Source organism: Rhodococcus sp. P4_F5 (assembly GCF_056401315.1).
Genome location: NZ_JBFUJP010000066.1, coordinates 16,183 through 27,753 on the forward strand (window position 1 = coordinate 16,183; position 11,571 = coordinate 27,753).

The 11,571-nt window shown below is 70.0% G+C and carries 11 protein-coding genes; 7 read left to right on the forward strand and 4 right to left on the reverse strand.

Going from position 1 to position 11,571, the window contains the following annotated elements; all coding sequences use genetic code 11:
* Positions 1–16: 16 nt before the first annotated feature.
* On the reverse strand, positions 17–922 hold the full coding sequence (locus AC1DU4_RS20895; RefSeq protein WP_477843072.1) for an ABC transporter ATP-binding protein: 906 nt from the start codon (positions 920–922) through the stop codon (positions 17–19).
* Positions 919–1,281: a GntR family transcriptional regulator gene (locus AC1DU4_RS20900; protein ID WP_072846386.1), complete on the reverse strand. Its 363-nt coding sequence runs from the start codon at positions 1,279–1,281 to the stop codon at positions 919–921. Before AC1DU4_RS20900 ends, AC1DU4_RS20895 begins: the two co-directional genes overlap by 4 nt.
* A gap of 133 nt (positions 1,282–1,414) precedes the next feature.
* Here AC1DU4_RS20900 and AC1DU4_RS20905 point away from each other — a divergent pair, with 133 nt between their 5' ends.
* The 6 genes from AC1DU4_RS20905 to AC1DU4_RS20930 all read left to right on the forward strand — a co-directional run bounded on the left by AC1DU4_RS20905 (position 1,415) and on the right by AC1DU4_RS20930 (position 7,416).
* Positions 1,415–1,960, forward strand: a complete 546-nt coding sequence (locus AC1DU4_RS20905; protein ID WP_072846349.1) for an alpha/beta fold hydrolase — start codon at positions 1,415–1,417, stop codon at positions 1,958–1,960.
* Positions 1,961–2,031: 71 nt separating this feature from the next.
* Positions 2,032–3,525, forward strand: coding sequence for a SulP family inorganic anion transporter (locus tag AC1DU4_RS20910; RefSeq protein WP_477843074.1), 1,494 nt, complete (start codon positions 2,032–2,034; stop codon positions 3,523–3,525).
* Between the two features lie 328 nt (positions 3,526–3,853).
* Positions 3,854–4,852, forward strand: coding sequence for an isopenicillin N synthase family dioxygenase (locus tag AC1DU4_RS20915; RefSeq protein ID WP_477843076.1), 999 nt, complete (start codon positions 3,854–3,856; stop codon positions 4,850–4,852).
* Positions 4,853–4,883: 31 nt separating this feature from the next.
* A complete protein-coding gene (locus tag AC1DU4_RS20920) occupies positions 4,884–5,717 on the forward strand; it encodes a MetQ/NlpA family ABC transporter substrate-binding protein (protein WP_477843078.1) in 834 nt (277 codons plus the stop codon).
* Positions 5,717–6,751, forward strand: a complete 1,035-nt coding sequence (locus AC1DU4_RS20925) for a methionine ABC transporter ATP-binding protein (protein WP_477843080.1) — start codon at positions 5,717–5,719, stop codon at positions 6,749–6,751. The genes AC1DU4_RS20920 and AC1DU4_RS20925 overlap by 1 nt, the downstream gene beginning before the upstream one ends.
* On the forward strand, positions 6,748–7,416 hold the full coding sequence (locus tag AC1DU4_RS20930) for a methionine ABC transporter permease (RefSeq protein ID WP_072846354.1): 669 nt from the start codon (positions 6,748–6,750) through the stop codon (positions 7,414–7,416). Before AC1DU4_RS20925 ends, AC1DU4_RS20930 begins: the two co-directional genes overlap by 4 nt.
* Before the next feature lie 62 nt (positions 7,417–7,478).
* On the opposite strand, the gene mtr is transcribed toward AC1DU4_RS20930, so the two are convergent.
* Entirely contained in the window at positions 7,479–8,849 is a 1,371-nt protein-coding gene (mtr, locus tag AC1DU4_RS20935) for a mycothione reductase (protein ID WP_477843082.1), read from the reverse strand.
* Entirely contained in the window at positions 8,846–9,877 is a 1,032-nt protein-coding gene (locus tag AC1DU4_RS20940; protein WP_477843084.1) for an alpha/beta hydrolase, read from the reverse strand. The genes mtr and AC1DU4_RS20940 overlap by 4 nt, the downstream gene beginning before the upstream one ends.
* 119 nt (positions 9,878–9,996) lie before the next feature.
* Here AC1DU4_RS20940 and mqo point away from each other — a divergent pair, with 119 nt between their 5' ends.
* The gene (gene mqo, locus AC1DU4_RS20945; RefSeq protein ID WP_477843086.1) at positions 9,997–11,535 is read left to right on the forward strand and encodes a malate dehydrogenase (quinone); all 1,539 of its coding nucleotides are present in this window, start codon (positions 9,997–9,999) and stop codon (positions 11,533–11,535) included.
* The last annotated feature ends 36 nt before the right edge of the window (positions 11,536–11,571 follow it).

An 11,571-nucleotide genomic window follows, 5' to 3' on the forward strand; every position in this document is an offset into this window, starting at 1 on the left:
GTGGGGGAGTCGGTGATCACCGGGTCGGCTCCTTCGTGGCGGTGGTGCTCCGGATGACGAGTTCCTGCAGCGACGCGGGTTCGAGCGTGACGCCGTCCTCGCGGAGTCGGGCGACCTCGGCGCCGGACGCGGTGCGGCGCACGGTCGCGCGGGCCTGCTCGCCGAGCGACTCGCGGTGCAGCACGGTGGCACCCGCGCTGAATGCGTCCACGGCGGCGGCCGGGCCGGTGGCGACGACGGCGCGGTGGCGCAACGCGTCGGCGTCGTCGTCCATGATGATCCGGCCCCGGTCGATGACGATGACGTGCTCGAGCAGGTTGGCGACCTCGTCGATGAGGTGGGTGGACAGCACGACGGTGCGCGGCTGCTCGGCATAGTCGGCGAGCAACCGGTCGTAGAAGAGCTGTCGGGCAACGGCATCGAGGCCGAGGTAGGGCTCGTCGAAGAGTGTGAGCGGGGCGCGGGATGCGAGGCCGATGACCACCCCGAGTGCCGAGCGCATGCCGCGGGAGAGCTTCTTGACCTTGCGGCCCAGGGGAAGTTGGAAGTCGTCGAGGAGTTGGTCGGCGAAGTCGCGGTCCCAGCCGGGCAGCAGGTGCCGCGCGGCGGTGAGGACGTGCCGCACGCACAGGTCCTCCGGGTAGGACTGGCTCTCCCGGACGAAGCAGAGGTTGCGCAGCACCCGGGGGTTCTCGAACGGCGTCTCGCCGAACACCTCCACCCGTCCGGTGGTCTGCAGCGCCTGGCCGGTGAGGGTCTGCATCAGCGTGGTCTTGCCCGCGCCGTTGCGGCCGAGCAGGCCGTAGATCTTGTCGCGTTCGAGGGTGAGGGTGACGCCGTCGAGCGCGTCGACGTCGCCGTAGCGCATGCCGACCTCGCGCACGGTGACGACCGGTTGCTCGGCGAGGGCGGTGCGGTTCATCGGGTCTCCTCCCACTGGTCGAGCATGGTCTTGAGCTCGGGGATCGTCATGCCGAGCTTGTCGGCCTCGGCGACGAGCGGCTCGATGTACTGGCGCGCGAAGTGCTCGCGTCGCCGAAACCGGAGCGCGTCGCGCGCGCCTGGCGTGACGAACATGCCGATGCCTCGTTTCTTGTAGAGGATTCCCTCGGTGACCAGCTGGCCGAGGCCCTTGGCGGCGGTCGCCGGGTTGATCCGGTGGAACGCGGCGAGCTCGTTGGTCGAGGGGGCCTGGCCGTCCTCCGGCAGGGATCCGTCGATGATCGAGTTCTCGACCAACTCGGCGATCTGCTGGAAGAGCGGCCTGCCGTCGTCGATCACCGGAATCCCCACCGTCGCCGGCTCGCTGGTTCATTACTCATGTAATGAACCATAGAACCGGCGCGGCGGGGGGCGCAACCCTTCGCGCACGGTTTTCCCGACCGGGGCGCGGCGGCGTGTACCGTCCGTTGCCATGGAGTTGACGGAAGTGTCGGTCGGCGAGGTCGTCTACACCGTGCGCATGGACGGTCCCGAGAGTGCCCACGTGGTGGTGCTGCTGCCCGGCGCCGGCGAGGACGCTTCGGTGTTCGACGCCGTCTGCGAGCGGTTGCACGGCTCCGACCTGCGCACCGTGGTGCCCGACACGATCGACGGCCTCGACGTGGCGGGGGTGCTCGCCCTCCTCGACGCGTTAGGCCTGAAGTACGTCAACCTCGCCGGCAACAGGGAAGGCGCTGCGCTCGCCTGGCAGGCCGCCGCCCGCACCTTCGGCCGGTTCAAGAGCCTCGTCGTCGCCGACAGTCCGCACCCCGCGGTGGCCGGCGCCGACTGTCCGGCGGTGGAGGTCCCGTCCACGCTGGTGATCGGCGGGCCCGAGGCCCGGCCCGACGCCGACGCCAGCGGCCGACGCTGCTACTCCGACTTCCGGGTCGTCGAACTCGACGGCGTCGAGTCGGTGCCGCGCGCCGCGGCCGCCGCGTTCGCCGCAGAGATCTCGCTGCGCACCAGCATGTGGTGAGGCGCTGCACGGGTGTTGATCGACGACTCCCGCTTCGGGTCCCGCCGCAAGCAGCGCACTAGACTCTGCCGGTGCTCGACACCGTCCCCGCCGCCTCCGACGAAACGTCGGTCCGCTCGGCCCTGCGATCCCCCCGCCGGCTGACCACGGAGGCCCTGGCGGGCCTGGTGACGGCACTTGCCCTGATCCCCGAGGTGATCTCGTTCGCGGTCATCGCGGGCGTCGACCCCAAGGTGGCGCTGTACACGTCGTGCATCATGGCGATGACGATCGCGTTCGTCGGCGGCCGCCCCGCGATGGTCTCGGCCGCGGCCGGCGCCACGGCGCTGGTGGTGGCGCCGCTCGTGGCGTCGCACGGCATCGACTACCTGATCGCCGCGGTGTGGTTGGCCGGCGGGTTGCAGATCGTCCTCGCGCTGGCTGGGGTCGCGCGGCTGGTGCGGTTCATCCCGCGGTCGGTGATGATCGGCTTCGTCAACGCGCTCGCGATCCTCATCTTCGGCGCCCAGTTGAGGCACCTGTTCGATGTGCCGTGGCTGGTGTACCCCCTCGTCGCCGCGGGTCTCGCGATGGTCGTGTTCGTCCCGAAGCTGACGCGGGCGGTCCCGGCCCCACTGATCGCGATCGTGGTGCTCACCGGGGTCGTCGCCCTGTTCCACCTGGACGTGCCCGACGTCGCCGACCAGGGCGAGCTGCCGTCGGGGCTGCCCACCTGGATGATCCCGGATGTCCCCTGGACGTGGGAGACCCTCACGATCGTCGCGCCGTTCGCACTCGGTCTCGCCCTGGTGGGTCTGCTCGAGTCGCTGCTGACCGCGAAGCTCGTCGACGACATCACCGACACCCCGTCGGACAAGACCCGCGAGTCCTGGGGCCAGGGCGTCGCGAACATGGCCGGCGCACTGTTCGGCGGCATGGGCGGCTGCGCGATGATCGGGCAGACCATGGTCAACGTGAAGGAGGGCCAGGCGCGCACCCGCATCTCCACGTTCCTCGCCGGGGCGTTCCTGCTGGTCCTGTGTGTGACGGTCGGCGACGTGGTCGGCGCGATCCCGATGGCCGCGCTGGTCGCGGTGATGCTGGTGATCGCGGTGACCACCTTCGACTGGCGCAGCATCGCGCCGCGCACCCTGCGGCTGATGCCGCGCAGCGAAACCTTGGTGATGGTGGTGACGGTCGTCGGCACCCTCGCCACCGAGAACCTTGCCGTCGGTGTCGTCCTCGGTGTGCTGACGGCGACGGTGGCGTTCGCGCGTCGGGTCGCCCACATGGCCTCGGTCGCCGCCGCCGACCGCGACCGGGACGGAGGGGTCGAGCGGGTTTACCGGGTTACGGGACAACTGTTCTGGGCGTCGAGCAACGACCTGGTCCACCGGTTCGACTACGACGCCGACCCCGAGGCGGTGGTCATCGACCTCACCGACGCCGAGGTGTGGGACGCGTCGACCGTGGCCACGCTCGACGCGGTGCGCGAGAAGTACGAGGCGCGGGGGAAGTCCGTCCGGATCGTCGGCCTCGGGGGCGCCGGACTGGGCCGGCTCGAGCGTCTGTCCGGGCAGCTCTGACCGCTCGTCGCACCTGTCTCGCCGCTCGGCGCTTCGCGTGCCCGCATGATTTGAACTCGTGGCCGCCGACGCGTTAACGTTCAGCAACGCCGAGTCTTAGCGGCGGTAACGAACTCGTCCGGAAGGGACCTCGATGCGCGGCCCCGCAGCAACCGCCACCACGATGCACATGCGTGGTTGTTGTTGCATGCGTCAGCGCTGAGACGAGACCCCGCGCGACGGCACATCCAAGGCCGTCCCGTTCCCGAAGTGCGAATCCTCCCACCGGGCACCCACACGTCGCAGCGCCAGTAGCCCGCCGGTGCCCCGTGGGGAAAGGACCCGTTCCATGTCCGCCCGCTCACTCCCGATCATCGATCTGGAGAACCTCGACGTCGACGCTCTCCGTGAGGTCACGCACGAGATCGGATTCTTCTACCTGACCGGTCACGGCATCGACCAGCAGCTCACCGACGACCTGATCGCCGCTGCCCGTGAGTTCTTCGCGCTGCCCGAGGCCGACAAACTCGAGATCGAGAACAGCAACTCGCCGCACTTCCGCGGTTACACCCGCGTCGGCGGCGAGCGCACCCAGGGCTACATCGACTGGCGCGAGCAGCTCGACATCGGGCCCGAGCGTGCCGCGGTGGAGCCGATCGACCCGGCCCGCCCGTGGGACGTGCTGCACGGGCCCAACCTGTGGCCGGCCCGGGTCCCGCGGCTGCGCGACCTGGCGCTCGAGTGGTCGGCCCAGGCGCAGTCCGCGGGGCTCCGGCTGATCAGCGGATGGGCGGTCTCGCTCGGCGCGCCCGCCGACTTCTTCGACGCCGCGTTCGCCGACCCCGATCCGCTGCTGAAGATCGCCCGCTACCCGGGCCACGACGGCTCGGTCACCGACCAGGGCGTCGGCAGCCACAAGGATGTCGGGGCGCTGACCCTGCTGTACCCGGAGCCCGGCAGCGCCGGTTTCCAGGTGGAAACGGACGACGGCTGGCTCGACGTCGCACCGATCCCCGGACATCTGCTCGTCAACATCGGCGAGCTGCTCGAGGTGGCCACCGGCGGTTACCTCAAGGCCACCGTGCACCGGGTGCTGCCGCCGGCCGCCGGCACCGACCGGGTCTCGCTGCCGTTCTTCCTCAACCCCGGCTACGACCACGCCCTGCCGACGGTGTCGCTGTCGCCCGAACTCGCGGCCGAGGCCGCCGGCGTCGGACCCGACCAGCACGGCGGCACCCTGCACGCCCGTTACGGACTCAACGCCCTCAAGTCGCGCCTGCGCGCGCATCCGAACGTCACCGAGCGGTACCACCGCGACCTGCTCGACCTGCCCGCCCTGCGCGGCTGACCCTCTCGACCCCACCGGAAGGTATCTCCCAATGTTCTTGCGCCGCACCGCTGTTCTCTCCGCCGCCGCCCTGCTCACCGTCGGACTCGCCGCCTGCTCCTCGGGCGGTGACGGGGAGAAGCTGGTGATCTCCGCGTCGAGCACGCCGCACGTCGAGATCCTCGAGCACATCGCCGACTCCGGCGCCCTCGGCGACGTCAAGCTCGACATCAAGCCCGTCACCGGCGAGATCGACCCCAACGAACTGCTCGTCGCCGGCGACGTGCAGGCCAACTACTTCCAGCACGCCCCGTACCTCGCCGACTGGCAGAAGCAGAAGGGCGTCGACGACCTCGTCTCCGTCGCCGACGTGCACCTCGAGCCGATGGGCCTGTACTCCGAGAAGGTCACCGCCGTCGACCAGATCGCCGACGGGTCGACCATCGCCCTGCCCAAGGACACCACCAACTTCGCGCGCGGCCTGTACCTGCTCGAGTCGGCCAAGCTGATCGAGATGGACGTGCCGTTCGCCGACGCCGACCTGTCCGTCGTCACGCAGAAGAACATCAAGGCCAACCCGAAGAACCTGAAGTTCGTCGAGATCGAGCGCTCCCAGATCGCCCGCAACCTCGGCGACCCGCAGATCACCGCGGCCGTCATCAACTCGAACTACGCGATCGAGGCCGGCCTGGTCCCGGCCGACGACGCGCTGCTCTCCGAGAACGTCGAGAACAACCCGTTCGCGAACCTGCTCGTCGTTCGCGCCGCGACGGAGAACGACCCGGGCGTCAAGGCCCTCGCCGCCGCACTCGTCTCCCCGGAGACCGCCGCCTGGATCCAGGAGAACTACCACGGTTCCGTCGTCCCGGTTCACGCGGCCAACTGATGATCGTCGTCGAGAACCTGGTCAAGACCTACCCCGCCGCCGCAGGCGCGGGGGAGGTCTCGGCCCTGCGCGGCATCGACCTCGAGATCGCCGAGGGCGAGATCTTCGGCATCGTCGGGCCGTCGGGTGCGGGCAAGTCGACGCTGCTGCGGTGCCTGAACCTGCTCGAGAGCCCGACCAGCGGGCGCATCGTGCTCCGCGGCGACGACGTCTCGCAGCTGACCGGCGCCGGCCAACGGCAGGCGCGTCGCCGCATCGGCACCGTGTTCCAGCAGTTCAACCTGCTGCACTCGCGGACGGTGCGGGCGAACATCGAGTTCCCGCTGGAGCTGGCCGGACTGGGCCGCACGCAGCGCCGGGCCCGCGCCGACGAGCTGATCGAGCTGGTCGGGCTGGCGGGGAAGGAGAAGGCCTTCCCCTCGCAGCTCTCCGGCGGCCAGCAGCAGCGGGTCGGCATCGCCCGCGCCCTCGCGTCGGAGCCGGACGTGCTGCTGTGCGACGAGGCGACCAGCGCCCTCGACCCCGACACCACCGACCAGGTGCTGGACCTGCTGGCCGAGCTGAACCGCAGGATCGGCGTCACCGTCGTGCTCATCACCCACGAGCTGGGGGTGCTGCGCCGCATCTGCACGTCCGCCGCCCGGCTCGACGACGGCCGGATCGCCGAGACCGGCCGGATCCTCGACCTGGTCGGTACGCCCGGCTCGGTCCTGGGGTCGGCGATCGTCCCGGTCGGGGACGATCCGTCCGCGGGGGACGGCGCGGACACGGCGCTGGTCACGACGATCGGTGACGAGGCGCACGGGCCGTGGCTTGCCCAGCTCGTGCGCAAGCTCGACGTCGACATCTCGGTGGTCGGGGGTCGCGTGGAACAGGTCGCCGGCGTCACCGTCGGCCGGCTGCGTCTGCGCTTCGGCCCCGACGTGAACCGGGCGGACGTCGCCGCGTTCGTGGACGCCCAGCCGGGTACCACCCTGGCCTGGGGCGAGGGACCGGAAACGATCGACGCAGTGACGCAGGGAGCAACCGCATGAACAAGCTGACCTGGTTCGACTCGCTGCCCGAGGTGTGGGAGGCGACGCAGGAGACCCTCTACATGGTGTCGATCTCGTTCCTGCTCACCGTGATCGGGGGGATCCTGCTCGGCGTGGTGCTGCACGTGACCTCGCCGAGTGGGCTGTGGCCGCAGCGCGCCGTCAACGGCGTGCTCGGCGCGATCGTCAACATCTTCCGGTCGCTGCCGTTCCTGATCCTGATGATCGCCCTGATCGGCGTCACCCGGCTGGTCGTCGGCACCGCGATCGGACCGACCGCGGCGATCGTGCCGCTGACGATCGGCGCGATCCCGTTCTACGCGCGCGTGGTCGAGTCGTCGCTGCGCGAGGTCCCCGTCGGCCGCGTCGAGGCGGCGCAGGCGATGGGGGCGACCAACGGTCAGATCGTGCGCAAAGTGCTGCTGCCGGAGTCGGTTTCGTCGCTGGTGGCGGGCGCGACCCTGACCGTGGTGCTGCTCGTCGGGTACTCGGCGATGGCCGGCGTCATCGGCGGCGGCGGGCTCGGCGACTTCGCGATCGTCTACGGCTACCAGCGGTTCAACACGCCGGTGCTGCTGGTCGCGGTGGTGGTGCTCATCGTGCTGGTGCAGATCCTGCAGTCCATCGGCGACGGCGTCGTGCGGGCGTTGGCCCACCGGCGCTGACGCGCCCGTGCGTGGGTTTGGTAGTCGGAGCTACCAAACCCACGCACCGGCGGCGGAGCCGCCTACAGGCCGAGGAGGGCGTTCTCGACGACCTCGGCCAGCGCCGGGTGGATCCAGTACTGGCCGCGGGCCATGTCCTGGGCGCTGAGGCCGAACGACATCGCCTGGATCAGCGGCTGGATCACCGTCGACGCCTGCGCGCCGATGATGTGCGCGCCGAGCAGCCGTCCGGTGCCGCGCTCGGCGATCACCTTGCACAGTCCCTCGGTGTCCTCCATCGCCCAGCCGTACGCGACGTCCGAGTAGCTCTGCACCTTCACCGAGATGTCGAGGCCCTGCTCGCGGGCCTGCTCCTCGGTGAGCCCGACGTCCGCGATCTRCGGGTCGGTGAACACCGCGGCCGGCACGAACCGGTGATCGGTCTCGACCAGGTCGGCGTCCTCGGCCCACGCGCCGCGCAGCAGGTTCTCCCGCACCACCCGCGCCTCGTGGTTGGCGACGTGCTTGAGCTGGTAGGGCGAGGACACGTCGCCGAGCGCGAACACCCCCTCGGCGGTGGTGCGCTGGTACCGGTCGACCACCACGCGGCCGGTCTCGTCGACGTCGATGCCCGCCGTGTCGGCGCCGAGCCGGTCCCCGTTCGGGGCGCGGCCCACCGCGACGAGCAGGGCGTCGCCGGCGACCCGGCTGCCGTCCGCCAGCTCGATCTCCACGGAGTCGCCGTCGCCGCGCACCGACGCGACCGGGTGCCCGAGGCGCACGTCCCACTTGGCGTGGGCCAGCTCGGTGAACCGGTCGGAGATGTCGCGGTCGAGGTGGCGGAGCAGACGGTCGCCGCGGCCGATGATCGACACCCGGCTGCCCAGCGCGGAGAAGACGTGCGCGAACTCGGCACCGATGAAGCCGGAACCCAGGATCACCAGGTGTTCGGGCAGCTCCGGCAGCCGCATGATGTCGTCGTTGGTGTAGTACCGGACGCCGCTGTCGCGCACCTCGGCGGGGATGATCGGCCGCGACCCGGCGGCGATCACGACCTGGTCGGCGGTGATCACCTCGCCGGTCCCGGTGTCGATCCGGCGCGGTCCGACGAACCGGGCGTGGCCGGAGTACACGGTGGTGCTGGGGCTCTCGTCCCGCCGGTAGCGCATGCCGCCCGCCGAGATCGGGTCGATCCGGTCGAACACCCGGGCCACGATGTCCGGCCAGCGCACCTTGTCCACGTGCGCGTCCACGCCGTACCGGCCGGCGTGCTCGACGGTCCGCGCGACGTCCGCGGCGTAGACGAACATCTTGGTGGGGATGCACCCGACGTTCAGGCAGGTGCCGCCGAAGACGCCGTCCTCGAGGATCGCCACCTGCAGGTCCGCGAACCGGTCGTCGAGGATGGTGTTGCCGGAGCCGGATCCGATGATCGCGAGGTCGTAGTGGGTCATCGCAGGTGTCCGTTCAGCCAGTCGAGCCACTGGTCCAGTTCGGTGAAGGCCTGCTTGCGCGGCGCCTCGGTGGACAGGAAGACGTCGTGCCGTGCGCCCTCGATCGGAACGATGGTGGTCCGGTCGCCCAGACACCCCGCCCACCGGGCGATCTGCGTCACGTCGAGCACCAGGTCCGCCGCGTCGGACTTGTCCGTGTACTTGCGCGAGACGTGGGATTCCTTGGACCGCAGGATGAGTGAGGGCACACCGACGTCCAGGCCGCGGTGCAGGCGGGCGTGCCCGGCCCGGATCGCGCGCAGCCAGCCGAAGGTCACCGGGAATCCGCTGAGCGGCTTCCACTCCAGGTTGTAGTCCCACTCGCCACTCGAGTCGCGGTGCAGGCTGCGGCCGTAGACGTCCGAGAGTGGCTGGCCGACAGTGAGCTTGTCCCGGACCCGGCCGATCGCGTCGACCGCGACCGTCCCGACGCTGCGCAGGTAGGAGGGGCCCTGCAGGTCGAACCAGGGGCTGTTGAGGACCATGCCGGTCACCCCGGCACCCGCCACGCCCGCGGGCCGGGCCCGCACCCGGTCCATCCACAGCGGCACGATCAGGCCGCCGGTCGAGTGCGCCACGAGCAGGACGGAGCCCTCGCCGGTCCCGCCGGCGGCGTCCGCGTCGCCGCCGACCTCGGCCCGCACGATCTCCAGCGCCCGGTCGAGTTCCAGGTCGTAGGACGTGAGGTCGGTCACAAAATGTGGGGTCTGTCCGGGGCGAAGTGAACGGCCGCACTTGCGCAGGTCGAGCGCGAAGAACGCGTATCCTTGCTCGTGGAAGTGCTCTGCCAGGTGTTCCTGGAAGAAGTAGTCGGTGAATCCGTGGACGTACAGAACCGCGCGGCCGTGTTCCGCCGCGGAAGGGCCTTGTGGGGGGTGGTACCGGACCAGGGTGGCCTCGACCGTGCCCTCGCCGTCCGGATCGTTCCCGAGGGGGATGCTGCATTGCTGGTAGGCGTCGCCGAGGACGTCCGGAGCCCATGTAGTCACAGATCACAATGTTAGTGGGCTGGTATCCGGTCCGCAGTGGCGCACAATTGGGTGGGGTCATCGGCGTACTTATGCGCGGGTAACCTATCGGCTGCAGTCGGCGCGACTGCCCACTGCCAATGGACAAGGAAGTCGATTTTCCAGTGTCAGACAATAATGCGGTAGAGACCAAGACCGACGTAGTGCTCGTAGGTGCGGGCATCATGAGTGCCACCCTCGGGGCGCTCCTGCGACAGCTGCAGCCGGACTGGTCCATCAGTGTGTTCGAGCGGCTCGACGCCGCGGCCGCGGAGAGCAGCGACCCGTGGAACAACGCGGGCACCGGGCACTCCGCACTGTGCGAGCTCAACTACACGCCCGAGAACAAGGACGGCTCCGTCGACATCGCCAAGGCGATCAACGTCAACGAGCAGTTCCAGGTCTCGCGGCAGTTCTGGGCGCACGCGCTCGAGAACGGTGTGCTCACCGAGGCACGGGAGTTCGTCAACCCGGTCCCGCACGTGAGCTTCGTGCACGGCGCGGACAACGTGAAGTACCTGCGCAAGCGCTACGACGCGCTCGCCGGGAACCCGCTGTTCGCGGGCATGGAGTACACCGAGAGCCCCGACGAGTTCGCCCGTCGCCTGCCGCTGATGGCCAAGGGCCGCGACTTCTCGGAGCCGGTCGCGCTGAACTGGTCCGACGGTGGCACCGACGTCGACTTCGGCGCGCTCACCAAGCAGCTGCTCAACCACGTCGCGTCCTCCGGTGGCACCGTCCACTTCGGGCACGAGGTGACGGGGATCTCGAAGCAGTCCGACGGCAGCTGGACGCTCAAGGTGCACAACCGTCGCACCCGCGCGAGCAAGACCGTCAACGCCAAGTTCGTCTTCGTCGGCGCCGGCGGCGGCGCCCTGCACCTGCTGCAGAAGTCCGGCATCGCCGAGGCCAAGGGCTTCGGCGGGTTCCCGGTCAGCGGTGCGTTCCTGCGCTGCACCAACCCGGAGCTGATCGACCAGCACCGGGCGAAGGTGTACGGCAAGGCCGCGGTCGGCGCCCCGCCGATGTCGGTTCCGCACCTCGACACCCGGGTGATCAACGGCAAGCCGGGACTGCTGTTCGGACCCTACGCCGGCTGGTCGCCGAAGTTCCTCAAGCAGGGCCGGCTCACCGACCTGCCCGGGTCGATCAAGCCGAACAACCTGTTCTCGATGCTCGGCGTGGGTCTGACCGAGTTGGGCCTGACCAAGTACCTGATCTCTGAGCTGCTGCAGTCGCCGGAGGACCGGATCGGCACGCTCGGCGAGTTCGTCCCCGAGGCGCAGGGCAAGGACTGGGAGCTGATCACCGCCGGCCAGCGCGTGCAGGTGATCCGCCGCAAGGGCAAGGGCGGCGTCCTCGAGTTCGGCACCGCAGTCGTCACCGCCGGCGACGGCTCCATCGCCGGCCTGCTCGGCGCGTCCCCGGGCGCCTCGACCGCGGTCCCCGCGATGATCGACGTGCTGCAGCGCTGCTTCGGCGACAAGTTCGCCTCCTGGGAGCCGAAGCTCAAGCAGATGGTGCCCTCGCTCGGCGTCAAGCTGTCGGACAACGAGACGCTCTTCCGTGAGGTCTGGGACTGGACGAACCGCGTCCTCGAACTGGGCACCGACGAGATGGCCACCGCCGTCAACGCCTGACGTACACAGCTCTGCCGCTCGTGCGCGGTCGACGGG